Annotated in this window: 26 protein-coding genes, 1 pseudogene and 2 riboswitches; of the genes and pseudogenes, 22 read left to right on the top strand and 5 right to left on the bottom strand. The window is 35.3% G+C overall.

Translation table 11 applies throughout. The features are described from left to right. Nucleotides 1-266: 266 nt before the first annotated feature. The 6 genes from DN392_RS12115 to DN392_RS12090 all read left to right on the top strand — a co-directional run bounded on the left by DN392_RS12115 (nucleotide 267) and on the right by DN392_RS12090 (nucleotide 7,396). On the top strand, nucleotides 267-2,429 hold the full coding sequence (locus tag DN392_RS12115) for a serine hydrolase domain-containing protein (RefSeq protein WP_048560009.1): 2,163 nt from the start codon (nucleotides 267-269) through the stop codon (nucleotides 2,427-2,429). Nucleotides 2,430-2,632: 203 nt separating this feature from the next. After that, entirely contained in the window at nucleotides 2,633-3,109 is a 477-nt protein-coding gene (gene ybaK / locus DN392_RS12110) for a Cys-tRNA(Pro) deacylase (protein WP_061672717.1), read from the top strand. A gap of 647 nt (nucleotides 3,110-3,756) precedes the next feature. Further along, complete coding sequence (locus tag DN392_RS12105) at nucleotides 3,757-4,299, top strand: NADPH-dependent FMN reductase (protein WP_061672886.1); 543 nt, start codon at nucleotides 3,757-3,759, stop codon at nucleotides 4,297-4,299. A gap of 259 nt (nucleotides 4,300-4,558) precedes the next feature. Continuing rightward, a complete protein-coding gene (locus tag DN392_RS12100) occupies nucleotides 4,559-4,936 on the top strand; it encodes a DUF3888 domain-containing protein (RefSeq protein ID WP_088321398.1) in 378 nt (125 codons plus the stop codon). Nucleotides 4,937-5,296: 360 nt separating this feature from the next. Then, nucleotides 5,297-6,421, top strand: a complete 1,125-nt coding sequence (locus DN392_RS12095) for a helix-turn-helix domain-containing protein (protein ID WP_088321397.1) — start codon at nucleotides 5,297-5,299, stop codon at nucleotides 6,419-6,421. A 15-nt stretch (nucleotides 6,422-6,436) separates the two neighbouring features. Continuing rightward, nucleotides 6,437-7,396: an alpha/beta hydrolase family protein gene (locus tag DN392_RS12090; RefSeq protein ID WP_064469118.1), complete on the top strand. Its 960-nt coding sequence runs from the start codon at nucleotides 6,437-6,439 to the stop codon at nucleotides 7,394-7,396. Nucleotides 7,397-7,596: 200 nt separating this feature from the next. Here the strand turns inward: DN392_RS12090 and DN392_RS12085 are convergent, their stop codons facing one another. The 3 genes from DN392_RS12085 to DN392_RS30360 all read right to left on the bottom strand — a co-directional run bounded on the left by DN392_RS12085 (nucleotide 7,597) and on the right by DN392_RS30360 (nucleotide 9,234). Continuing rightward, nucleotides 7,597-8,253 (bottom strand): GAP family protein, encoded by a 657-nt coding sequence (locus DN392_RS12085; RefSeq protein WP_088321396.1) that lies wholly within the window; start codon nucleotides 8,251-8,253, stop codon nucleotides 7,597-7,599. 13 nt (nucleotides 8,254-8,266) lie between these two features. Next, complete coding sequence (locus DN392_RS12080) at nucleotides 8,267-9,025, bottom strand: MerR family transcriptional regulator (protein ID WP_149238023.1); 759 nt, start codon at nucleotides 9,023-9,025, stop codon at nucleotides 8,267-8,269. 65 nt (nucleotides 9,026-9,090) lie between these two features. After that, entirely contained in the window at nucleotides 9,091-9,234 is a 144-nt protein-coding gene (locus tag DN392_RS30360) for a hypothetical protein (RefSeq protein WP_170771057.1), read from the bottom strand. Nucleotides 9,235-9,587: 353 nt separating this feature from the next. Here DN392_RS30360 and DN392_RS12075 point away from each other — a divergent pair, with 353 nt between their 5' ends. From DN392_RS12075 to DN392_RS12050, 5 genes and pseudogenes are all read left to right on the top strand, one after another. Then, the gene (locus tag DN392_RS12075; protein WP_064505216.1) at nucleotides 9,588-9,758 is read left to right on the top strand and encodes a DUF4083 family protein; all 171 of its coding nucleotides are present in this window, start codon (nucleotides 9,588-9,590) and stop codon (nucleotides 9,756-9,758) included. A gap of 186 nt (nucleotides 9,759-9,944) precedes the next feature. Next, nucleotides 9,945-10,403: a DUF2262 domain-containing protein gene (locus DN392_RS12070; protein WP_016087058.1), complete on the top strand. Its 459-nt coding sequence runs from the start codon at nucleotides 9,945-9,947 to the stop codon at nucleotides 10,401-10,403. Nucleotides 10,404-10,735: 332 nt separating this feature from the next. Continuing rightward, a pseudogene (locus tag DN392_RS12060) lies at nucleotides 10,736-10,966 on the top strand (hypothetical protein); the annotation flags it as partial. Between the two features lie 216 nt (nucleotides 10,967-11,182). Then, nucleotides 11,183-11,286: riboswitch (purine riboswitch) on the top strand. Nucleotides 11,287-11,461: 175 nt separating this feature from the next. Continuing rightward, nucleotides 11,462-12,340 carry a 5'-methylthioadenosine/S-adenosylhomocysteine nucleosidase gene (locus tag DN392_RS12055; RefSeq protein WP_074650875.1) on the top strand — a complete coding sequence of 293 codons (879 nt, stop codon included), beginning with the start codon at nucleotides 11,462-11,464 and terminating at the stop codon, nucleotides 12,338-12,340. Nucleotides 12,341-12,867: 527 nt separating this feature from the next. Further along, nucleotides 12,868-13,695 carry an endonuclease I family protein gene (locus tag DN392_RS12050; protein WP_064449722.1) on the top strand — a complete coding sequence of 276 codons (828 nt, stop codon included), beginning with the start codon at nucleotides 12,868-12,870 and terminating at the stop codon, nucleotides 13,693-13,695. 147 nt (nucleotides 13,696-13,842) lie between these two features. Here the strand turns inward: DN392_RS12050 and DN392_RS12045 are convergent, their stop codons facing one another. Continuing rightward, the gene (locus tag DN392_RS12045; protein ID WP_016087062.1) at nucleotides 13,843-15,273 is read right to left on the bottom strand and encodes a YfcC family protein; all 1,431 of its coding nucleotides are present in this window, start codon (nucleotides 15,271-15,273) and stop codon (nucleotides 13,843-13,845) included. A 201-nt stretch (nucleotides 15,274-15,474) separates the two neighbouring features. Here DN392_RS12045 and rraA point away from each other — a divergent pair, with 201 nt between their 5' ends. From rraA to DN392_RS12010, 7 genes are all read left to right on the top strand, one after another. Further along, on the top strand, nucleotides 15,475-15,954 hold the full coding sequence (rraA, locus tag DN392_RS12040; RefSeq protein WP_064449721.1) for a ribonuclease E activity regulator RraA: 480 nt from the start codon (nucleotides 15,475-15,477) through the stop codon (nucleotides 15,952-15,954). 338 nt (nucleotides 15,955-16,292) lie between these two features. Then, nucleotides 16,293-18,017, top strand: coding sequence for a DUF4430 domain-containing protein (locus DN392_RS12035; RefSeq protein ID WP_088321395.1), 1,725 nt, complete (start codon nucleotides 16,293-16,295; stop codon nucleotides 18,015-18,017). Nucleotides 18,018-18,074: 57 nt separating this feature from the next. Next, complete coding sequence (locus tag DN392_RS12030) at nucleotides 18,075-18,899, top strand: DUF4430 domain-containing protein (protein WP_064449719.1); 825 nt, start codon at nucleotides 18,075-18,077, stop codon at nucleotides 18,897-18,899. Between the two features lie 22 nt (nucleotides 18,900-18,921). Continuing rightward, a complete protein-coding gene (locus tag DN392_RS12025) occupies nucleotides 18,922-19,800 on the top strand; it encodes an energy-coupling factor transporter transmembrane component T (RefSeq protein ID WP_002108021.1) in 879 nt (292 codons plus the stop codon). Then, complete coding sequence (locus DN392_RS12020; protein ID WP_142292460.1) at nucleotides 19,773-21,434, top strand: ABC transporter ATP-binding protein; 1,662 nt, start codon at nucleotides 19,773-19,775, stop codon at nucleotides 21,432-21,434. Before DN392_RS12025 ends, DN392_RS12020 begins: the two co-directional genes overlap by 28 nt. Continuing rightward, nucleotides 21,407-22,108: an ECF transporter S component gene (locus DN392_RS12015; RefSeq protein WP_002108030.1), complete on the top strand. Its 702-nt coding sequence runs from the start codon at nucleotides 21,407-21,409 to the stop codon at nucleotides 22,106-22,108. Before DN392_RS12020 ends, DN392_RS12015 begins: the two co-directional genes overlap by 28 nt. A 184-nt stretch (nucleotides 22,109-22,292) precedes the next feature. After that, nucleotides 22,293-23,015, top strand: coding sequence for a YwiC-like family protein (locus DN392_RS12010; protein WP_000779944.1), 723 nt, complete (start codon nucleotides 22,293-22,295; stop codon nucleotides 23,013-23,015). Between the two features lie 32 nt (nucleotides 23,016-23,047). Here DN392_RS12010 and DN392_RS12005 read toward each other — a convergent pair whose 3' ends face one another. Then, on the bottom strand, nucleotides 23,048-23,239 hold the full coding sequence (locus tag DN392_RS12005) for a hypothetical protein (protein WP_000544998.1): 192 nt from the start codon (nucleotides 23,237-23,239) through the stop codon (nucleotides 23,048-23,050). 122 nt (nucleotides 23,240-23,361) lie between these two features. Next, nucleotides 23,362-23,460, top strand: a riboswitch (SAM riboswitch). A gap of 40 nt (nucleotides 23,461-23,500) precedes the next feature. Between DN392_RS12005 and DN392_RS12000 the strand changes: the two genes are divergently transcribed. From DN392_RS12000 to DN392_RS11985, 4 genes are all read left to right on the top strand, one after another. Next, nucleotides 23,501-23,818 (top strand): hypothetical protein, encoded by a 318-nt coding sequence (locus DN392_RS12000; protein WP_002108033.1) that lies wholly within the window; start codon nucleotides 23,501-23,503, stop codon nucleotides 23,816-23,818. 254 nt (nucleotides 23,819-24,072) lie between these two features. Then, nucleotides 24,073-24,462 carry an SWIM zinc finger family protein gene (locus tag DN392_RS11995; protein ID WP_000271508.1) on the top strand — a complete coding sequence of 130 codons (390 nt, stop codon included), beginning with the start codon at nucleotides 24,073-24,075 and terminating at the stop codon, nucleotides 24,460-24,462. A gap of 23 nt (nucleotides 24,463-24,485) precedes the next feature. Then, on the top strand, nucleotides 24,486-25,061 hold the full coding sequence (locus tag DN392_RS11990; RefSeq protein WP_001101662.1) for an NAD(P)H-dependent oxidoreductase: 576 nt from the start codon (nucleotides 24,486-24,488) through the stop codon (nucleotides 25,059-25,061). Further along, nucleotides 25,058-25,411: a hypothetical protein gene (locus tag DN392_RS11985; RefSeq protein WP_001004513.1), complete on the top strand. Its 354-nt coding sequence runs from the start codon at nucleotides 25,058-25,060 to the stop codon at nucleotides 25,409-25,411. Before DN392_RS11990 ends, DN392_RS11985 begins: the two co-directional genes overlap by 4 nt. Nucleotides 25,412-25,447 lie beyond the last annotated feature (36 nt).

Genomic DNA, 25,447 nt, shown 5'->3' with positions numbered 1-25,447 from the left:
ATTAAGCACCTACTTGTATTTTAAGATTAATTATCAATGATTCAGATTCATCATGTAACATATCTCTGAAATCGTCAATAGAAAGACAGTCAATAAAGTATGTCATATGAAGCAGTTGACAGTTTGTCACATGTTTTATATGACATAGTTGCATAAAGCGTAATAAGTAAATTAAAACGTTTTGTCACTATGTTATTTAACAATATTGAAGTTAAGGTGAGGGAGTGAGGCAACAGAAAAATATAAAATAATAGGAGCGATGCATAATGAAGTCATTTATCTTAAAAAAAGGAACATCCCTTACTTTAACAGGGGCAATATTGGTTGGAGCGTTAGCGATACCTTCTTACGAAAACGTACATGCGGTAAACACAAGGACATCAATTGAACAAGTTATCGATAAAGCTGCCGATGCAAAGAATGTTCCGGGAGTTATTGTTACTGTGAAAAATGGAGAGGCAAGTTGGGCGTATGCTTCTGGTGAAGGTAATATTGAGAGAAATCATAAAGTAGATGCTGATTCTGCTTTTAGAATTGGGAGCACAACGAAGACCTTTGTAGCTACAGTAGTATTACAGCTTGCGGGTGAAAAGAAGTTAAGTCTTGATGATACGGTAGAGAAATGGTTGCCGGGACTTATAAAAGGGAAAGACTATGATGGCAGCAAAATTACGATTCGCCAACTATTAAATCATACAAGCGGAATTGCTGATTACTTGACTCCAGATCTTAAAGAGAAATTAATAGAGAATCCAAGCGAGAAGTATACAGCGGAACAATTAATTTCTCGTGCCCTACAATTAGAACCAGTAAAAGGCTGGTCATACTCGAATACAAACATGGTTATTATAGGATTGATTATTCAGAAGGTAACCGGAGAATCGTATGCTGAGCAGATAAAGAAACGAATTATGGAACCCCTTAGTTTAAAAGAAACAGTTCTTCCTGGAAGCTCAATGGATATTCCGAAAAAAAATGCACGTGGCTATTTAAATATGGGAGATAAATTAGTAGATATTACTTTGTTTAATCCATCGTTTGCTAATGCTAGTGGTGAAATGATTTCGACAGGAGAAGATATGACAACGTTCTTCCGTGCCTTATTAGGTGGGAAATTACTGACACCCGAAATGCAGAAGGAGATGGTGACTAACACAGTAGATACCCCATTAGGAAAGTATGGACTTGGTATTCACGCAACAAAATTGCCAGATGGTACTGAAGTATGGGGACATGGTGGTGGTATTCCTGGTTTTACTAACTTTGCTGGTGGAACGAAAGATGGTCAACATGTTATCTCGATAAATATTAATGTATTAGGGGCAGAGAAACAGATTAATAATATTTTAGCTTCAGAATTTGCGGCAAAATCAAAAAAGGAACCCACAGATAAGGAAAAGAAAAGTAAACATCGAGAAGAAGTGCAAAATGTAATGGATCAAGTAGTAACGAATAAAAAAATTCCAAGTGTTATAGCTGGCGGATTAAAGGATGGCAAGCGTTGGTCGTATGCTACCGGAACAGCTAGTTACGAGATGCCACGCCCTGTAGAACCGAATTTTTCGTTCCGTATCGGAAGCATAACGAAGACATTCACTGCTTCTGTTGTACTGCAATTGGCTGAAGAGAAACAATTAAACCTTGATGATACAGTTGAAAAATGGTTGCCGGGAGTTGTAAAGGGTAACGGATATGATGGGAGTAAAATTACAATTCGTCAGTTATTAAACCATACAAGTGGGATTGCAGCATATACTGATTTAGATATGCGAGATATTACATTGCCTCAAAACCCATTTCGTTATTATAGTACCGATGAGCTCATAAGTTTAGCACTTGCAAAGCCGTCTGTATTTGCACCAGGGGAGGGCTGGGACTATTCAAATACAAATACTGTTATAGCCGGGGAAATTATTCGGAAGGTAACAGGAGATACGTATGCTGAGCAAATTAGAAAAAGATTTATTGAACCGCTCGGGTTAAAAGAGACATTCGTAATGGAAGCAAGTTCGCACATACCGGGTAAGCATGCTAATGGATATAATATGGATAGATCAGGTCGTTTATATGATTTGACAGAAATTAATCAGTCATGGGCAAATGCAGCTGGAGATATGGTTTCAACAGTGAAAGATTTGACTACATTCTTCAGTGCACTGTTGGGTGGAAAGCTTTTAAATCAAGAGCTAATGGATCAGATGTTCACAACAGTAGATTCACCTATAGGTAAGGTTGGACTAGGAGTTTATGAAGACAAAACACCCGACGGGCAATCGTATTGGGGGCATGCTGGTGGGACTTTTGGATTTGAAACAAGGGTGGGTGGACCTATTGGAGGAGAACATATTTTAGTAACTGCTATTAATGCAGTAGGTCCAGAAGTCAATACAGGCAGGGATAAAATATTTAATAAAGAGTTTGGACGTTAAATGTAAAATTGACATCGAGCCTTCCGTTTGAAGGCTCGATGTCGATTTTCTTTATGTGAGTTTGAATTTAATGGGAAATAAAATCTTAGTAGGATGATGCATAAATATATCTACAAAAATGTGAAGTTAAGTAGGAGAAATGGAAAAGGGTGTATAATATAATAAAACTTAATAATATGAAATAACCTTTGAAGGAGACAGTTATGAAAAAAGATAAAACTAATGCGATGCGAATATTAGATAAAGAGAAAATTGAATATTCGATGATGTCATATGATCCAGACGATGGAAAAATTGATGGCGTATCAGTAGCTGAGAAAATTGGACGAGAAGTGAGAGAAGTATATAAAACGTTAATCGCTCAAGGAAATAGTAAAAATTATCATGTGTTTATTATTCCGGTAGATGAGGAACTAAATTTAAAAGCTGCCGCAAAAGCAGTAAGTGAAAAGAAAATTGAAATGATTGCTGTAAAAGATATTACGAAAGTTTCAGGATATATTCGCGGTGGTTGTTCACCAGTCGGAATGAAGAAGTTATTTTCTACATGTATTGACGAGAGTGCTCAAAATCTTGAAACGATCATAGTGAGCGGCGGGAAAATTGGTATACAAATTGAGCTGAAAGTGGATGACTTGGCGAAAGTGACGAGAGCGCAGTTTGGTGAAATAACGAAATAATGATACATAGGAAAAGAAGTTCTAGTTTTATTGAATTTAGATAATAATTTATAGGATAGTTAGTCCATTATGGGGCTGATTGTCCTTTTTATTTACAAACTGAATAAAGATTGAATGTTCAGTTTGAGATAAGCATGTAACCTGAATCGTTTGTTTGGCTTTGGGAGGGGGGACAAAGCCTCGGTGCGAGGACTTTAAATAAACAAGCAGAGTTACTCTTAAAGATAGACAAGTGACGGGAGAGTGTTTAATGGGGGTTCAAGAAATACCCATAAGAAAGCACGTATGGGGGACCAGTATTTTGGGGAACTCCTACGCTAAGAGTATGCAAGATTTTATACAGTTTTTTAGCTAATCCAGTAACAAACAAGAACACTAAAACCGCGTTAGGATAGGAATGTATAAAAAATGTATAGATTCATAGAACTAAGAAAGAAGATTCCCTTGTGAGAGCAGGGTTCTCCTTTTTCATTGCTGCTGATAATGAGACGTTATGTTAATTTAACATGTATAAAATATACAGGGTTCTTTATTCAACTGATGAAGCAAATTAGTTGAACACGACACTTCAAAAACAGTATAATTATGACGGATGGAATATTAAGGAATTTAAAAACAAATTTGTAGTTAATAGAATGGATGATACTATGAATGAAAACAGAATGAAAATACTCGCTATTTCAGGAAGTCTACGGAAGAATTCCTCTAATACAAACGTTTTATATGCTATTTCTAATCTGAAATCGAAAAATATTGATTTTCAATTTTATGAAGGATTGGAACATCTCCCATACTTTAGTCCTGAAGCAGATACAGATGATCCTCCTGCTTCAGTTAAGGACTTACGTGAACAACTTAAACTAGCTGATGGTGTAATAATTTGTACCCCTGAATATGCAAGGGGAGTTCCAGGAGTTCTAAAAAATGCTCTTGATTGGGTTGTATCATCGGGAGAATTTATGAATAAACCAGTAGCTGTTATTAGTGCTTCTTCACGTATTACAGGTGGAGATAAAGCACACGAATCAATAATGCTCACATTACAAATGATTGAAGCAAATATCCCAAAAGAAAGCACTTTACAAATTGGTGTCGTAGGAACCAAGATTAATAGTAAAGCAGAAATCTTAGATTCTACGACGAGAGAACAATTAAAATCAGTGCTTAATTCCCTTATTTCATCTATCTAATGTTAAGCAAAACACATGTATTTACTTCCGATAACACTTGATTATATGAACATAAGAGCCCTCCAGATCAATTAAACTGGAGGGCTTTTGATAGTCTCTAAAATAATACATTGACTCCTGATAATAGGACGTTATGTTAACCTTAAATGTATATCGTATGCAATAGAATTTCTTTATTTTTTCTTATCTCACTCAAACTAAAGTATGTGTTAGTACAATAATATTAGCCAAGGTGGACAGAATAATTTTAGGTGATATTATGAAGAAAATTCTAATTGTACTAAGTATCTTAATGTTCATCATTTCTTACTCTACATTCTCTTTTCAAGCAAATGCAAAAGAACCAGATAATGATATGGTGAAATATGCTCTAATAAGAAGCCTCAGTCCATCAATTGATAAAGCTTTAACAGAAATTTATAATGATGCTACAAAAGGTATCCCATCTTGGGCAGGATGGGATACTGAGATTATGAATATTAAACAATTATATGGTATTGGGGGAGCTTATGATGTGAAAGTACGAGTTTCCCCCTATTATGGACCACATATTGGCTATGGTATTGATGAAATTACCGTTAGAGTAGATGCTAGTGGTCAACAACTTATTGAATATAAGCACATACAGGATGTTTAACACAAGCACCTCTGCCTTGTCAGAAGTTTAACTTTTTTGAATGTAAACATAAATGTTTTTGATAACATTAAATTAATATTTAACTTCCGCTAACGAAAATCATGCAAATAAGCTGTTAACTGGATTCCCATAGAAAACTGTGATGAGATGAAATGTTTGATTTTGAAGTACTTCAAAATCTTAGCTAGATGGCTATGTATCGGATCCCACAATAAAAAGGCAGGAACATATCACAAATATGTTCCTGCCTTTGATTTTAGAGAGATGTTTCCTAACAGTTGATTTTGTTAACGAAAGTCGACTTTAAATCCATATTTTGTATAGAATATAGTACATATAATAAAAGTAAGAGGTGATACAGTGAGAGAGATTCATATTCATAAAATAATTGCGGATAAGAGAAAAGAAAAGGGAATTACGCAGGAAGAGTTAGCAGTGTATATCGGTATTACGAAGGCGTCTGTTTCCAAATGGGAGACAGGGCAGAGTTATCCGGATATTACATTTTTACCACTGTTAGCATCGTACTTTAATATAAGTATAGATGAACTAATCTGTTATACACCACAAATGGAACAGGGAGATATTAGGGATTTATATCATAGACTAGCGGAAGCTTTTAGTGAAGAACCGTTTGATGAAGTAATGATGGAGTGCAGGGGAATAATTAAAAAATATTATTCTTGTTTTCCATTATTACTTCAAATGGGACTACTTTTTATTAACCACCATATGTTAACAAAGGATACGGATAAAAGAATTGAAATTTTAGAAGAGGCAATGTCTCTTTTTAGCAGGGTGCAGGAAGAAAGTGATGATGTTTCTCTTGTGAAAGAGGCGGTATCGTTTCAAGCAACTTGCTATCTTATACTCAATAGACCAAATGAGGTGCTTCAATTACTTGGCGAAACGATACGACCTAACTTTCCAGAAGAGGATTTAATCGCACAAGCATATCAAATGCTTGGAAATGCTGAGAAGGCGAATGAAATGATGCAAATTAGTATGTACCAACATTTAATACACCTCGTTGCGACAATACCGAATTATGTAGTAGTAAATGCTTCAAACGCTGAAAAGGTAGAGATAATCTTAAATAGAGCTTTCATATTAATAGATATATATGAAATAGAAACATTACACCCTAATATGACCTTGAAAGTATACTATGCTGCTGCACAAGTCTATTGTATGCAAGGAAATTTTGAAAGAGCATTAGAAATGTTGCAGAAATACGCAACAGTTTGTGCAGCTAGTTTCACAGTAAATAGCCTGCATTTACATGGCGATTCCTATTTTGATGCGATTGATGAATGGTTTGCAGAATTTCCACTCGGTGCTAAAACGGTTAGAAGTGAAGAGATTATAAAGCGAAGCATGTTACAAAGTATTGTAGAGAATCCAGTTTTCGCTCCGATGAAAGATGTAAGAGAGTACAAAAATATAATAGCAAGTTTAAAATTTAAATTGGATATAAAAGAATAGAGGGGTGACAAAATAATGACCTTTGACGAATATGAAGTAGCGATAAATAGTGAATTTACCTTGCTCGGTACGATTACTAAACCGAAAGCTGACGGGAAGTATGCTGCGGTTGTCATTATTGCTGGATCTGGAGAAATTGATCGTGATGGAATGATTGTACCGTTAAAGCTTGCGTCGAATATTTACAAAGATTTAGCACATGTAATAGCGAGACTTGGAGTAGTAACGCTCCGCTTTGATAAGCGCGGGGTAGGAAAGAGTGAAGGGGAATTTCAGAAGACTGGAATGTGGGATTTAGTTAATGACATAGAGGCTATGATTACGTATGTAAAAGAACAGCCATTTGTTGATTCGGAAAATATCATTTTAGTTGGTCATAGTGAAGGGTGTATGTTAGCAACTGTAGTAAACGCAAGAACGCCAGTTAATGGACTCATATTACTTACAGGAGCTGCGGAATCTTTAGAAGAAGCTACGAAAAGACAAAGAGAGATTATTTATAAGGAGTTAAAAGAGCAAAAAGGAATAAAAGGAAAGTTAATGCGTCTTCTCAATATTGAGAAACGAGGAGAAAAGCAGGCGCAAAAAGCAACAGAGAAAATGATAAACTCCAAAAAAGATATTGTGAAAATTGGTTTTAAGCCAATGAATGCAAAGTGGTTTAGAGAGCATTTTCAGCATGACATTTATAAAGATTTAATAAAAGTAACATGTCCAGTACTAGCAATTGCTGGTGATAAAGACTTTCAGGCAAATCCTGAAAAAGCGAAGAGAATTGGTGATTATGTGAAAGGTGATTCTGAAGTACATGTAATAAAAAATATGGATCATACCTTGAAATATTTCGAAGGTAATTTTAAAGCGTTGGAATTTAAAAAGATTTATGTGGAAGGAGCAGATAAGCCACTTCATCCGCAGCTGGAAGAAATAATTACGAATTGGATGAATACGAATTTTATCCTGCATCAAAATTAGATGAATATGAGGAAGAGGGAAGGGAGAGTAACTGCCTGTAAAAGAAGGATTGGTGTGGCCTGAGCTTGTAGGTGTAAGTGTAAGTTCTTCTACATTAGTAATTTCAAGCATAATAATCCCTTCCTTATTGTAAATTCTCTAATTCGTTTAACATCACTTTTGAGCTAATAAGATCTTTTCTAATACTTTGGTAAAACACCCTATAAATAATTCAGGCTATTTAATATTAGGAGGAGGCCAACTATACACATAATCCATGACAGAGCTGATCCTGTACTATTAGCGATTTTCATTCGAAGTCTCTCGAGGGTTTTTTGCATCCATCGACCAAATAGGAGATAGAAGAGAAACAGCACGAGAGAGGGCAGTACCATAATAAAGTTGTATCCTGCTAAAATAGAAGACCATTCTATCCATGATAGATTAGAAGTAGTAAGTATGCCAATTGCTGCAAAATAAGGAAATGCAGTCCCCGCTTCAATTAATGTAGTAGTGAATCCTAGCGCAATCATTGAAAAAATACTTTTTGATTTTGGTGAAGGGATCTCTGAAGTTTTCTTAGATGGAATATAGAAGCTTGCGATGAATAATATGACTCCAATAATAAAGAACGACCAGCTTACGATTCGGTTTTGAAATACGCCAGAAATAAACTTAAACAAAAAATCTAATCCTAACATGAGTGAAATTCCAACAGCAAAATAACATCCAGCTACCGTCAATAAATAAACGAATAAACGTTTCGTAAGACGCTCTTTATCTGTTAAAAGTAGATATATTGTTACTCCTATTGTAGTAGGGCTTAACGTGTCCAATATAGCCAATCCGCCTATTAGGAGAAGTTGTTCTGTATCCATCGCTCATGCCCCCTTATTTCGGCTCAGGATTATTTTTTTCAGTCATAAAAATGGCATATGCCTCGTTCATAAACTGAAGCACATCTTGATCAATTGGATATAAACTAAGTTTTTCTGATTGTTTTGGAGACATCCTTATCTCCAAAAGCTTATTTAGAAATTCATCCTCACCTTCAAATTCTTCTAAGCGTTTTTCCTCCATTCTTCTCATGATATTTTGAACTTTTGTTGCTTTTGGGCCATCCTTCATATAACGCTTTAACTGGCCGATGAGAGCAATCCATTCAAGTGAATCAGAACAGTCACTTGCCATTTTCGGAACCTTTTCCAATAGCTGTATTTCTTTTTCTTTAAATATTGATTCGCGATAATACTGTTGTATATCTTTATCTTTGCTGGATAATTGCATAATCTTCTGAATCGCAATCCAGCTTTCTTCTCCTTCTATCGCAATTCCATTTATCAATTCCCGTAAGGATAATTCTATTTTCTTTAAATTTTCCTGCTCTTTTATGACATAAGATAATTGACTCTGTAAACTATCCGACCAATCCCATTTGTTGAAGTCGAGCATATTTTTAATCTCTTGTAACGGAAATCCAACCTTTTTTAAAAATTGAACTTGCTGTAGTTTTTTTATTTCTTCATTTGTATATAAACGATGGCCACCTTCTGTTTTGGATGCTGGTTTTAATAATCCGATTTTATCGTAATAACGCAGTGTCCTTACTGTAACGCCTGTCAGTTCTCCAACTTTATTAATGTGTATCAACTGATAAACCTACCTTTCTGTACGTTAAGATTTTATCGTTAACGATTATTTTTTTCATACCACATCTATTCTTCTTTACTAAAAAGATTTTTAAGTAAGTAGCCTGCTCCTAATCCAATTAGCACACCAGGAAATGCATGATCCAATATCAGTCCGATTCCTGCACCTATAATGACACATCCATAAATAATAATATCGCCCTGTTTCATCTGAAAACCTCCTATTTTTCTAATTTCTTTTATGAAATTGCTAAATAGTAGCTACTTAACAGTATATAAAATGACCCAACGTCAACTTCAAGTGTTTTTGATTTTTTATTAATAAATGTCTCCCGCTATTTGCCGGGCAGTAAGATTTACGCATCAAAATTAGGCAGATTTGAGGAGAGTGGAAGGGAGAGCGATGACCTGTAGAAGACCTGTGTGTTAATAATAAGAGGTGTGGAAATGTATTAGCATCAATGAGACATTATGTTAACGTATCATGAATAACTGATACAATCGAAATTACGCAACAAATCACATCTTCCGGATGGTATAATAAGGAAAAAGGGGTTTGGATAATGTTTTTAGGAACTAGTATTTATTACGCCATCACCGCATTGATTATCGGTGTATTGTTGGGAGGAATTATACGTATAATTTTGCATACTAGTAATCGCAAAAAGCAAGGTCCAGTTGAGCAAAAGTTAGATAGGATTATTCAATTGTTAGAAAAACAAAATAAGGATTGACCCTCTCCCAAAACGGGAGGGGGTTGCTGTTTTATTGGCAGAGGGGTGAAGTATAGGATACTTCACTGCAATTCAATTAAAGTTTTACTTTCTCCATAATGCAGGTTTTATATAATATGAAAGTCAACGCTATAACTACTTAAAATATAACAGTATCTCTTTCACATATAGAAAGGAAATGAAATCATGGAAAAATCAATAAAAAGTGAATTGATTGGAATGTTTATCTTTAATGAAACTTTTCATACATATGAACAAAACGAAGGAGAAGTACATTGGGAATTGGATATTAGAAATGAACGTGTACATGTACATGAAATGATGAAAAGAGCAGAAAAGCTTTATGTATGTTTAGAGGAATTTGATAAAAAAGCTAAGGTCGCTATAGCGGAAGAATTAATAGAGTATAAAAATGATTTTTGGCCTGAATATGATGAGAATGATGAACATTTAGATTGGGATGCTGTAGATGCAGGAGAATATGATATGACGAAAGAAACATTTGAGCGGTCTATTACTCTGATGGACATTGTAATGAGAGAAAATGATATATATTGCGAATATAATGATGGAGATTTATTTGGTGGACATAGAATCCATGCTTCTTTTGACAATGAGTACAATTTATTAGCTGCAGAGATTTAGTTTGGAGCGATGAAAATGAAAAGGATTGATTACTATAATCAATCCTTTTTGTCATTATTATAAGATAACGGTGAAATACTAGGTAGAGAGTTGCATAGTGTTAACGTATTATCCGAAAGGAGTCTCCTTCCTGGGGCGTGTGAAAGGCGATAGTCTAGCGGTAGGTGGGAGATGAATTTCGGTTTGGTTTAGCCAAACATTTGGTGTTCCTATTTATTTCGCCCCTCATATAATCCGTCTTATAAGAGGTAACGTTTGGTATAACAATGAAAGTAGATAATAATCTTGTAGTGTTCAGGTTTTGTAATTACCGTCATAGCTTATGGGAAATGAAGCGAATTGGTCATTATGTGAAGGGTGATTCAGCAGTACATGTAATAAAAAATATGGATCATAGTTTAAAAAGTTTTGAAAGAGATTTTAAAGTATTAGAGCTTCAAAAGAACTATAAAGAGGGAGCGGGAAAGCCACTTCACCCGATGCTAGAAGAAATAATTGTGAATTGGATAGAGGCGCATTTTATCTCGCAATACGAGAGGAATAAGACTTCCAACTCAATATAAGGTGGAAGTGAGGAAAATCAATTGTTGATATACGATCGGTTGTTGTAGGTGAATCTAGTTTAGTATTTGTGTTGTAAGTTTTTTGTGTTTTTATCCCCTGTATAATGAAAAAACCTATTGGTTTTAGCTTTAAAAACGAACGTTTTAGACATTTTTGATAAAAATGTTCATATTTAGATTGCGTGCACACTAAAAGTTTGATATATTACCAATATAATAATTTTACACATCATCACTCGTATATACTCGGTAATATGGTCCGAGCGTTTCTACCTAGTTCCCAATGAAAGAACTGGACTACGGGTTAAAGTATTCGGCCGTGCTGTTCAATGAGCGCTATCGATCTATAATTTTGCATTTGTTTTATCTTTTGCTCAATTAACTTTGACTACCGTAGTTCTAGAAAGTAGAGATTCTTCTACAATTTCTAGAACTTTTTTGTTTGGACCAAAAGCATCGAGTATAGAAAACAACAAGAGAAAGAGGAGATTATTTATGAAGAAGAATACGTTGAAAAAATGTGCTGCCCTAGTAACTACTGTTGCATTTTCATTCTCGATACTTGCGGGATGTAATGCGAGTCCGAAACAAGTTGAGGCAAAAAACAATCAAAAACCAATCTTAATTCAAGGGCCAATGCCGATAGAAGCTGAAAAGTTTGCAAAAAGGTTAAAAAATGTGAAAGAAGAAAAGTCTGGAACTTTCGTATTTTATAAAGGAACTGTCGATAATTATCCTGTAATTGTTGCGAAAACAGGTAAAGGTATGGAAAATACAGCAGCCGCTACAGCAGTGGCTATTGAAAAATATAAGCCTATAGCGATTATTAACCAAGGAACATCAGGTGGACATGATCCTAATTTACATGTATTTGATATTGTTTTAGGGAAAAAAGTCGCGAATATAGGTTCATTAAAAACAACAAATATGGATGAGAATCAAGGGATTGAACCGACAAAATGGATTTCAATGGACTTAATGGCTTCGGAAGGAAGTGCAGGAGAAGATCCAAATGCTGAGAAAATCCGATACTACGAGGGAGATAAGGATTTACTTGCAGCAGCAAATGCGGTGAAAGATAAATATACAAAAGGTAAAGTGGTGGAAGGGACTATAGGTTCAGCAGATGTTTGGAATAATGAAGTGGATAGAATTAAGTGGTTCCATACAAAATACGGTACATCTGTAGAAGAAATGGAAGGTGCTGCAGCAGCGCAAATTGCAAAAGCTTATGACGTACCATTTTTAGGGATTCGAGTATTATCTAACAATAAAACAAACGGTGGAAAATACAATCCAAATACAGCGGCGGCAAATCAAGAATATGTATATGAAGTAGTTAAAAAGTATATAGATTCGATACCAAATAAATAGTAGTAGTTCTGTCTCAATATAAAAATGTTATCATTACTGCACAATGTGTTATTAACTCAGAATTAACAAAGTTTCTTTAATTAAAATAGATTGGTGCCTACATGGTATCCAATCTATTTTTGTACTTATTCTTCAGAGGAAGAAGGGTTTTACACCAAAAAATAAAGACAATTATAGAAAAAGGAAAAGTCGAACTATCATCTTAATTTTTATTCAAAATGTTTTTTGAACGATTTATCAAATATGCATAATTGCATAAAAAAATTGAAATTTATGAGTTACCATTAAACTACTTTTTAATTGTAAGGAATATTTTAATAATCTTTACTAGAGAAGGATATTCCTTGTGAAAAGTGAAATTGCTTGAAAAGTAGATAAACCAAAGTGGGGAAATGATACAGACTCAATAGAGTTTTTGTATTAAATAAAAAGAAAAGGGTGGGTATGGCTTTCTAAAAGTTTTGGGGGGATAGAAAGTTCTTTTTAGTTAATAGCTTCAAATTATATTTTAAAGGGGAAATGGGTATATGAAGTTTCGGAATACAAAGCTTGCTATGGTTACACTATCTTCATTTTTTATTTTAAGTACTGCATCTCTATCATTCACAGATATCATACACGGTGAAGTAGCTTCTGCATCACCACAAGAGATTACTGTAAAAAGCTATGACGATACATATTATAATAATGCAATAGGAAAAACGGGTTTAGAATTAAAGAAGGAACTTCATAATATTATTGATGATCATACAAAGTTATCATACAGTGCGGTTTGGGAAGCGCTAAGAGATACTGATGAAGATCCAAATAATAAAAACAATGTGATACTCTTATATACTGGGCGTTCGCAAGGGAAACTTACGAATGGTTCAGGAGTGGATAATTGGAATCGAGAGCATGTTTGGGCAAAATCACACGGTGATTTTGGCACGACTGCAGGACCTGGAACAGATTTGCATCATTTAAGAGCGACGGATGTATCTGTAAATAGTTCACGTGGAAATCTGGATTTTGATAATGGTGGCGTGAATCATTCGGAAGCGACAGAATGTAAATATGATAGTGATTCTTGGGAGCCTCGTGATAGTGTAAAAGGAGATATCGCTAGAATGCTATTTTACATGGCTGTTCGTTATGAAGGAGACAATGGGGAAATAGACTTAGAATTAAATGAAAAGGTGAATAACAATAAAGATCCATACATGGGCAAACTATCCGTTTTACTAAAATGGAATGAACAAGACCCGGTAGATGATTTAGAGCGAAAGCGTAATGAAGTGATTTTTACGAAATATCAACATAATCGTAATCCTTTTATTGATCATCCGGAATGGGTAAATAAAATTTGGAACTAAAATACTTAAAGATATTTTACTTTGAGAGAAGGGATTGATCACTATGATCAATCCCTATTTATATCTATACTAGAATAAGTGATTTTTATAGGATTGGAGAGGGGAATAGGATAGATATTTTATCAAGTTAAGTATAATATGAGTCTTTTAATAAGGTCCCCACTCAATATTCACGCCAACAATAAGAAAAATAAGTCCGATGATAAACCAGATGAATGCAAGAGGAGCCATAAACCGAATCCATTTTCCGTAAGAAATGCCGCTCGCTGCGAGTACGCCCATTAAAACACCGGAAGTTGGATTGAGGCAGTTTACCACACCTTCGCCGAGCATAACAGCTTGTACTGTAACTTGGCGTGTAATGTGCATGAAATCAGCTAATGGAGCTAATATCGGAATGAAAATAACAGATTCTCCTGTCCCGGATGAAATGAGGAAATGTAATGCGGCACTACTTACATACATACCGATAACGCCAAATACAGGGCTTTGTCCTTCGAGAGACTGTGCTAGCTGATTCACAATTGTATCAAGCAATTTGCCTTGTTCTAAAATGACTGAAATACAACGAGCCATTCCGACGATCAAAGCACCGTATATGAGATTTTGGCAGCCTGCTAGAAAAGTAGAAGCGATATCGTTTGCTTTCATGCCGCCTATTATTCCCGCTGTAATTGCTATGAAAATAAAAGTAGCGGTCATTTCTGCGTCTGTCCAATGTAGACGAAAAGCGCCTATTAAAAATGCAATTAACGATAAAGCTGAAACGAGTAAAATTAATTTGTGGCGTATTGTCCAAGGAACTTCTGTTTTCTCTATTTCTCTCTCACTTGAAAGAGCATTACTTGGAAACCAGTTGTCACCGAGAATGCTTCCTTTATTCGATTTCTTTAAACGTTTTACGTACCAATTAATATATAAAATGGTAGCAATTAAAAAAGAGATATAAATTGCCGTGCGTAAACCAATCCCCGAAAACATCGGAAGTTCTGCAATTTTTTGTGAAATGCCTAAAGGTGAGGGAGATAGAATAGTAGCATTAAAACCGGCATAAGTGCCTAAATAAATAATTGCTACGCCGACGATAGCGTCCCATTTTAATGTACGTGCAACGATGATGCCGATGGGGATAAAGCCAATAACTGAGTTAACGATAATACCAGTCGTTCCGAGAATAGAAAAGAGTGCGGCGACAATGCAAATGAAAAGTAATTGCTGATTACGAAATTTGTTAATCACATGATAGATTAAACCGTCAAGAGCGCCTGTTTTTTCAAGAATCGCAATAGCTCCACCTGTAAATAAAATTAAAAAGATGATAGGAGCAGCAAGTGTCATTCCTTTTTCAATAGCGGTAAAAAAAGAAACAAATCCTACCGGCGATTGTGGAACAGAATGATAACTTCCTGGTATTGTCGTTGTAACAGTCCCGTTTGTAACTCTTTTAAACTCTCCAGCAGGAACGAAATATGTAGCTATTGCACAAAGTAAGGCAATAAAAAATAGTAGTACGTACGCGTCAGGCATTTTAAATTTTCGTTTACGCGGCTGTTTTTTTGCCTCAGTCTGTAATTGCATAAAACTCCTCCTTTTTCACTTGGTTAATTTTTAATATTCTGAAACTTATCTGTGAAATCGATTATAATAAAGGTTGCTTCCTAAGGCAATAGTTTTTCTGTCCTTTTTCTGCACATACAAATTCTTGCAACATTAGACAGGGAAACGAAAATAATCCAAGAATATGTTATATAGAAAGAATAAGGAAAAGAGGGGAATAAGATGTGGAAAACTACGGATTTATGTGATGAGTTTGAAAAGGAATTACAAATATGTCGCCAGTCTTTTCGTTCTTTTGGGAAGAAAGAACAATTTCACGGGAAAATTGCAACGGTAAAAGTGAAGGATGATAATGTACTAGTGAAGGAAGGATTGCAAACACTACCAGAAGGAACGGTATTAGTTGTTGATGGCGGAGCATCTACGAATTGTGCGTTACTTGGTGATAATTTGGCAGCTATTGCGGAGGAAAGAAAGCTAGCAGGGATTATTGTGAATGGATATGTTCGTGATTCTAGTGAACTAAAGAATATGAATATTGGTATTTTAGCGTTAGGGACGATGCCAAATAGAAGTGTAAAAGAAGGAAAAGGAGAGCGGAATATTTCGTTGCAATTTGGACAAGTAGAATGGAAGCCGAATGAATATGTGTATGCGGATGAAGATGGCGTCATTATTAGTGAAAAGAGTTTGCATCGTTAAAGGCTAGTAAGTTACTATTCTTAGAAAATAAATCCGATAAAGCATGGACAAAATTCTTTGTCAATAGTAAAATAATACAGAAATTTATAATTTACAGAATGTATAGGTTTATCGTTTTACGATAACTGAAATGGAAGTAAGTAGTGCCTAGAAAAGTGAATGTTATCACAATGATACGTTCATAAACAAAATTATTTTTCCTATACAAATATAGCCGCGAATGATGCGGGTAGGAGGTGTTGTACAGTTTGTTCGACACTTACAAAAAAAGAGTGTCAATTGCACGCCCTTGAAGGGCCTTTTTTTGTGTGAATAGTAGTAAGGGAGGAAATTTTGGGATGGCAATGTTAAAAAAATGGCTGCTTACGTCGTTAATGGCAGTTACACTTGTATTTGTTTCTTTTGCGAATACAGTACATATTACGTTTGCTGAAGGAAATACAGCAAAACTTGCAATTATTGGTGAATCACAAAAGGGCATTATGTTATGTCCGAAAGAAGAGCAAATTACAGATGGGGAAACAGCTTTAAGTTTGCTGCAAAAAGTCATGGGGGACAAAGTAACAGCAGAGACGATGTCGTTTGGAACGTATGTTAAAGGCATTGACGGCTTAATGGCTGGGGACACAAGCGGCTGGTTGTATGATGTAAATGATAAATCTGCAGAAGTTGGAGCAGATAGTTATAAATTAAAGTCTGGAGATGTTGTTGTCTTTCGTTTTGTTGCAGACTGGAGCAATATGAGCCAGGAAACATTACAGCAAACATTAGATAAATTTGGTACTTGTAAAACTGTAGAAGAACCAAAGACAGATGACCCAAAACCAGAAGAACCAAAAACAGATGATCCAAAAACGGATGATCCAAAACAAGAAAAACCAGAAGAACCAAAAACAAATGATGAAAAGATAGAACAACCAAAGCAAGAGAACATTCAAGTTCCAGCAGCGAAAGTAAATGACGCGATCTCTAAGACATCTGAAAAGATGTTACAAGATGGAATTGAAAGTGATTGGGTAGCTTTAGGCCTTTCTCTTTCTGGAAAGAATGTTCCAATTGAGGCGAAATTAAATTATGTTAAGTCAGTAACTGAAAAAGTAGAAAAGCGCATTAACCGTTTTTCAGCGACAGATTTAGCTAGAACGATTATTATGATGAATGCAATGCAAGCAGACCCTACAAAGGTTGGCGAACATAATTTAGTTCAAAAATTGTATGAATCAGATAAAGTAAATTCTGTTACAGGTTATACATTTGCTTTACTTGCATTTGATACGAAGAAATATGAAGTGCCAGTGAATTCAAAATGGAATCGAGTTGCTTTAGTAGATGCGCTTTTAAACTCACAGCATACAGATGGCGGCTGGACTTACGATAGCGCAAGCAGTAAAGACAGTGCTAGTAGCGTTGATGTAACAGGTATGGTTTTATCAGCATTAGCTCCATATCAAGATCGACCAGATGTGAAGACAGCTGTAGAAAAAGCTGTTGCCTATTTATATAAAGAGCAACTAGAAAATGGTGGTTTTTCTGCTGATGGACAAGAAAACTCTAATAGTGTTGCGCAAGCAATTATTGGACTATCACTTGTGAAAGATGTAGATCAAAACCGTCTACATAAGGCAGTGCAAAATCTACTGTCATATCAACTTCCAAATGGTGAATTCAAATGGTTACCAAGTGATCAAAACGGTAGCGGAATGGCTACAGAGCAAGCGTTATTAGCACTACTTCAGTTTAAAGATCTTGAAAAATCGATTTATGACTGGTCAAATGTATCTGTTCCTGAAATCGATACGAAACCAAATGTGGATTCAGAAAATGTTGTAGTAGAAAAAGAAGTTACTGAACAACCAGAAGAACAAAAGCAAGTACAACAAGAAACGAGAGATGACACTCTAAAAGTTGTTGTCGATAACGAACCGGTTAAAAATAAAAAATCCGGAAATGGTAGCACGTTACCAAAAACAGGAGCATCTTCTCATAGTGCAGCTACAGAAGTAGGTATGGGTGTATTATGTATAGCTTCTGCATATGTATTATGGAGACGTAAAGCAGCTTAACAAAAATTAGGAGCAATCATTTGCTCCTAATTTTTAATATGAAAGGTGAGAGACAACATGAGTAAGATAAAATGGATCATTTCTTTAATGCTTTCACTTGGGTTACTTGCCGGATGTGAAGAAGCAGCTGTAAAGCCTGAGAAGAAAGTAGAACCAAAGCAAGAAGAGGTAGCAAAACAAGAAGAGAAAAAAGATGAAGCGAAACCGGAAGAAAAACCGGAGGAGAAACAAGCTGAACAAGAGCAAAATAAGCAAGACGACCAGAAAGAGAAACAAGAACAAAAAGTAGAAGAGAAGCCGAAAGAAGAAAAAACACAGGCACAACCGGAAGTAAAGAAAGAAGAAAAACCTCAGGAACAGCCTGCCGCTAAGCAACCAGAACAACAAAAAGCACAAGAAGAGAAACAACAACAACCGAAAACACCAGAAGTAAAAGAAGAAGCGAAGGTTGTGAATCAGCCGAAAGAAACACCGAAGCAGGAGCAAAAGAAAAATCCAGAAGAGAACAATAGTGTACCAACTCCGCCAACACCGGTACCACCACCAAACCCAGTACCACCACCAGAACCACCTAAACCACAAGCAAAACAAGTTACGATCTCAGTAAAAGGTAATGAAGGCTACTTATTAGGTGCGAAAAAAATGGATGTACAAGAAGGCGATACAGTGTATAAAGTATTGCAACGTACAGGTTTAGATGTGGATGCGAGTGGATCTAAAGGCGATGTTTATGTAAAAGGGATTAATGATTTATATGAAAAAGATATTACAGCTACTAGTGGATGGAAATATCGTGTGAACGGTGCGTTTCCAAACCATAGTGCAGGTGTAGTAACAGTTAAACCAGGAGATACAATCGAGTGGGTGTATGTATTAAAATAAGAAAGGCATTCGGTAAAGGACTATGAAAATAAGTTTTTCTTCTTTACATCCTTTTGTGAATTTTTTCTATTATATCGGGGTGATGATACTATGTATGATGTGTCTTCATCCTCTTTTTTTAATTGGGGCAATTCTATTAATCGTTATAATCAATGTGATGCAAGGGAATAGCGAAAAGATAAGAAAGATGTTACCGAGCACAATCGTTTTCTTTTTTATGGTCATTTTATTTAATTCGTTATTAACGCATAGAGGCCGAACTACATTATTTTGGTTAGGTGATAGCCGTATTAAGCTTGAGGCGATTATGTTCGGACTAGTAATGGGGTTATTATTAGTTGCGATTATGTTTACGTTTGCTTCGTATAATGATATTATTTCAAGTCATAAATTTTTATATTTGTTTTCTAGAATTTCACCGAAAGTAGCATTGTTAACGATGATTACGGTGAGGTTTGTTCCATTGTTTATGAGGCGATTACAGAAAATAACACTCGTCCAAAAGACAAAAGGTATACAAGTAGATGCAGGTTCCATTGTGGAACGGGTGAAAAATGGTATGCAATTGCTACAAGTATTATTAATTTGTTCATTAGAAGATGCGCTGCAAACAGCAGATTCTATGCAAGCCCGTGGATTTGGTGTAACGAAGCGTACGACATATATTCGGTATAGAATGGAAAGACGAGATTGGTGTACGCTCAGTTATTTAAGTATTCTACTTATCATTGCTATTATATGTAATACGTATGGCGGGGGAAAGCTAATCATTTATCCGAAAGTCGAATCTATTCTATTTCAGCAATACGATGGAGTGATGTTCGGAGTATTTATGATGTTTATTAGTCTACCAATTATAATGGAAGGAAAGGAATGGATATGGTGGCGCATGCAGAAATAAACAATTTATCATTTGTATATGCTGATGAGAACGAATATGCGTTACAGCATATTTCTCTTTCTATTCAAAAAGGAGAGTTTATTGCACTTGCTGGAGGGTCAGGCTCTGGAAAGACGACTTTATTGAAACATTTTAAAAAGGAATTACTTCCAATCGGTACACGTTCAGGAGAAATTTTTTATGAGGACGTTTTATTAGAGGAAGTACCTGATTTATTATCTGCACAAGAAATTGGTATGGTATTTCAAAATCCAGAAAATCAGCTCGTAATGGATACGGTCATTCAAGAATTAGCATTTTCTTTAGAAAATATCGGGTTACCATCACAGATTATTCAAAAACGAATAGCAGAGCTTATTAGCTTCTTAGGATTTCAAGATTTATTGCACCAATCTGTTCATACGTTATCTGGCGGGCAAAAGCAGCTCGTCAATTTAGCTGCGGTATTAGTTATGCAGCCAAAACTATTATTATTAGATGAACCGACGGCGCAGTTAGATCCAATTGCAGCGAAAGAGTTTTTAGGATTGTTAAAACGTATTAACGAAGAACTTGGCATTACGATTGTTTTAAGTGAACATCGTTTAGATGAAGTGATACCACTTGCAACACGCGTTATTTGTATGAATAATGGTCAAATCGTGTATGATGGCAGCCCTAAAACGGTTATAGCGAACATGTGGGAAGCTGAAAAGTTCCGTCCATTTATTCCGCAAATTCCAAGATTGTTTTTAGAATGGAATGTAGAAGATATTCCGTTTACAGTGCGAGAAGCGCAAATGAAACTGAATAACTTTTCAGAGATATCATATGTGAATGAGCCAGTAGCAAAAAGTGAAAAACACGAAGTTATTTTACATGCAGAGCATATTTCGTTTCAATATGAAAAAAATAGTCCACTTATTTTACGAGACTTAACCGTATCGATTGAAAAAGGAAAATGGGTAGCTCTCGTTGGAAAAAACGGTACCGGGAAGTCCACGCTTTTGACGATTTTAGCGGGATTGCAAAAAGCGAGAAGAGGGAAAGTAAAGTGGAATGGGAAAGTGATACATAAAATTGATTCGAAAGAACGATTTAAAAGTATCGGGTATGTATCACAGCATCCGTATTATCATTTTACATTTGATACAGTGTGGGAAGAAGTGTATGAACGTGCACGCGAGTTATACGGAGAACAAGGAAAAGAAATAGCAGAAGATATGTTGAAGAAGTTTTGGTTGTGCTCGCTTAAAGAACGCCATCCGCATGATTGTAGCGGGGGAGAGCAACAACTACTTGCGTTATGTACAACGTTATTATCAAAGCCGACTTTATTATTACTTGATGAACCGACAAAGGGATTAGATCCGTGGAAAAAAGAAAGAGTAGGAGAGGTATTTAGAAAGCTACAAAAAGAAGGTACAACAATTGTAATGGCAACGCATGATATTGAGTTTGCAGCGAAATACGTTGATCAATGTATGATGTTATTTGACGGAGCAGTCATTATGAATGATACACCGAAAGAATTTTTTAGTGGCAACTTCTTTTATACAACCTCTATTAATCGATTTATTCGAAAAGAGTTACCATATGCATTAACGTGGGAGGATGTGTACGAAGCGTGTCCAAACGATATGTTGCATTCATAATATGTATTTTTGCAGTAATAATAGGCACATTACTCTTTACTACACTTATCATGGACGGTTATTACATGTTAAGTAGTTTGTTTTTATTAGTTGTTATTATGTTACCGTTTTATATCCGCTTTGAAAGAAAGGCTTTTGTTTCACGTGAAATTGTACTCGTTGCTGTGTTAGCGGCAATTGCAGCAGTTAGCCGCGTACCATTTTCGATATTGCCAAGTGTACAACCGACTTCATTTGTCATTATCGTTTCTGCAATTGTGTTTGGGAGTGAAACTGGTTTTATGATTGGTGCAACAGCGGCTATCGTATCTAACATTTTTTTAGGACAAGGTCCGTGGACGCCGTGGCAAATGTTTTCGTGGGGTATGATTGGTTTTATAGCTGGATTATTACGTAATACATTTTTAATGCGAAAGCTATGGGGAAGACTTCTATACGGATTGTTTGTTGGATTTTTATTTGGCTGGATTATGAACTTCTGGGGGCTTCTCGGTTTCATACGTGAGGCAACGTGGGAAGCTGTCATTTCGTATTATATCGCAAGTTTTTATTTCGATTTGAGCCATGCGATTTCGAATGTTGTTTTCTTACTATTATTTAGTACGTCTTGGATTACGATTCTTACAAGATTTAAAAAGAAATATGGCATATTAGAAAAGCATAACATGGCATAGAAAAGCATACTCATATAAGGTAGGGTCGCGACTTACATATTCGTTTGCCTCTTTCATGCTTCTTACATATTGTAAGGAGCATTTTTTATTGTCAAAAAATCGATTCAATATATATCCGTTATTATATAAAATTATTTGTATAATAGTAGGTGAGAGTTATTTTCAAAAGGGAGGTGTATAGTTAATGAAGTTAGTTATTCCGGAGCAACACGGTGCATGGGCTATGCTCGTTATACCATTTCTATTAAGTGTTATTCTTGGGAAACCTACTATGTATCATATTCCATTGTTTTTAGCTTGGTTCTTTATCTATTTAGCTACGTATCCATTTCTTATGTACATAAAGCAAAGACGAAAAAAAGAGTTGTTACATGCTGCAATTGTATATTTTATCATCGCGTTCGTATTTGGAATGATTTCTCTATTATATGAATGGCGCATCCTTTTATTCGTAGCAGTAATGATTCCATTATTTATTGTAAATATGTATTACGCTCGTCAAAAGAATGAAAGAGCGTTACTAAATGACATTAGTGCGATTATTGTTTTCTGTATTGGCGGTTTAGTTAGTTATTATTTTTCAATGAAACTTATAGATAAAACAGCACTATTTATTGCACTTATATCATTTTTATATTTTTTAGGAAGTACGTTTTATGTGAAAACGATGATACGTGAGAAAAATAACCCGAAGTATCGTTTTATATCTTGGGGTTATCATATTGTATTAACAATCATTGTATTTGCTATGAATCCGTGGTGTTCTCTTATTTTTATACCAAGTGTCATGCGAGCAATTATGTTGTACGGTAAAAAAATTTCTATTATAAAAGTAGGTATTTTAGAAATTGCTAATTCTGTATATTTTTTAATCATAACGGTAATAATTATGAAGTATGCCATTTGAAAAAACTTCCCACCTTATGATGGGAAGTTTTTTCAATCTTGTTCTAAAATATGAACTGTGTAATCACAGCGTTGAATAGCTTGTTCGATCGCATAAAGTGATTGTTCAATACGAGCGCGATTAAAATCTTTTTCAACAGTCTGTAGCGCTGCTTCTAAACAATGTTTTGCTTCTTGTAATGATTGAAAAGAATCTTGTACATATCCGCGAGCATTTTCGTGCATTTCATACTCCTCCTTGCATATTCATATATGTATAGTATGAACAGGAAGAAAGAAAATATAATTTGTTGTATTTGTTTGACAATTGAAATGAAATTACGTATAGTAAGAATTAAGTGAATATTTTCTTATCCAGAGAGGTGGAGGGACTGGCCCGATGAAACCCAGCAACCGCGATGCAGGTGCTAATTCCAGCAGAACATATTTGTTCTGGGAGATAAGACGAAGATATATACGTAACTTCTTCTTATCGGAGAGGTTTTTTTGTTGCAAAAAAACCGATTACGAAAATTTATATTAAGAAGAAAGGGGTTGCGAAGTACTGTGACACTCGAAAAATACGTAAAACTGCGTAGTACAGTTTATGAATATATGATAGAGCAAGGTAAGCCAATATCATTGTTAGATATTCAAGAACATATCGTTTCGCATCATGAAGGAAAATTCACGAAAAAGATGTTACATCAATTTTATTTATCAAGACTATTAGATGAACTGAAACTGGATGGGAAAATTACATTAGCTGATGAATATCTCTATACTGAAAAAGGGGTATTTTATAAGGCGGGAAAAGGGAGCTAAGCTCTCTTTTTTTTGAAGTATGTAGAGTAAAAGACTGCTTGAGCAGCCTGATACAAGGGAATGGTGTTGAGTGTGTAGTGTCAAAGATTGAATGTGCCTGAAAGAGGCACTTCATATCGGCTGCAAATGAAAAGAGACACCTCCGCCGAATAGGTGTCAGTCGTTTTGTCATATAGACTTGCTATTTGACAGTTATTAGAATAACATGCAGGGGTTATGGAAGTCAAAAGGGAATTAAAGGAAGAGGTGTTGTTATGTACGCTTACTTATTACATGATATAACGAAATGGATTCCTAAGTACATTATGGATAAAGGGTATGAATATTATGAAGAGGGACATGTAGAAGATGTTGAAATACAAGACAAGAAAATATTTGCTTTCGTTACTGGAAATGCAGGAAACTATGAAGTGATTATTGATCTTGAAGATTTTACAGAAAGTAGCTGCGAGTGTCCTTATGAAAACTATTGTAAACATATGGCGGCAGTTGTTTATGATATTCAAGGCACTGGTGAAAGTACGGTGAAAGAGAAACTGAAAGATTTAGACAAGGAAGAGTTACTTACCGTATTAAACCGTTTATTACAAAGCTCAAAAAACGTGCAAATTGTAGAGAAGATGTTAAAGAAGGGGAAACTTTAACTTATAGAGGGAGTTGTTTTGTAGTGAATGTACTAATTGTATACGCTCATCCCAGTCCTTCCAGTTTTAATGCGGCGATTTTAAAGCATGTGCAAAAAGGATTACAAGAAACAGATCATTCGGTTACGGTACTTGATTTATATAAAGAACAATTTGATCCAGTCCTTGTATTTAATGAGGATAAGAAAAGACGTGATTTAGTAAATGAAGAAGAAACAGCCCGGTACAGAACGTTAGTGGAAAAAGCAGATACGCTTCTCTTTATATATCCGATATGGTGGTGGGGGATGCCTGCTATTTTAAAAGGGTTTATTGATCGCATTTTCGTTGCTGGCTTTGCTTATAAATATGAAGGTGCCCTGCCGAAAGGATTATTGAAGGGGAAGAAGGCGTGGGTGATTAATACGTTAGACTCACCGTTATGGTACGTCGCCTTATTATATCGATCAGCAGATTGGATTATGATGAAAAGAGGGGTTTTACGTTTTTGCGGCATTCGCGATATAAAACGATCTGTTTTTCAATCTGTGAAAACGAGTAAACGAGAGAAGCGGGAAAAGTGGTTATTACAAATAGAAGAAAAGGCTCGTACATTATGAATGAAATGGAACGTATAATAAAGTGTTGCAATTATGATAACGAACTTTTTCGTACATATATTAATTGTTTAATCCAATTGAAGAAATGTAGTGAAATGTTTCAACAAATACAGATTCAATTAAGAAATGATTATTTAATAAGAGGAATCTGTGAAAGAGAAGTGGATGAGGTAGTAAGAGGAAGTAAAGAGTATGAAACGTATTTTCTTCCTAAAGCGTTACAGTGGAATTTCCTTAAGAAAAATCCACATCTAATTGAAAAAGTATGTGAAGACTTTTTTGCATTTGAGGCGTTATATCTTACGGAGATAGAGTGGGAAAGGGTTATAAATTGCGTGGGAAATAAGTGATTTATTATGTAAAAAAGCTAGTATAAAACTAGCTTT

Source organism: Bacillus sp. BB51/4 (assembly GCF_008368845.1).
In the GTDB taxonomy this organism is placed as follows: domain Bacteria; phylum Bacillota; class Bacilli; order Bacillales; family Bacillaceae_G; genus Bacillus_A; species Bacillus_A wiedmannii.
The sequence above is the reverse complement of the archived record's forward strand: the minus strand, read 5'-3'. Positions and strand labels throughout refer to the sequence as shown.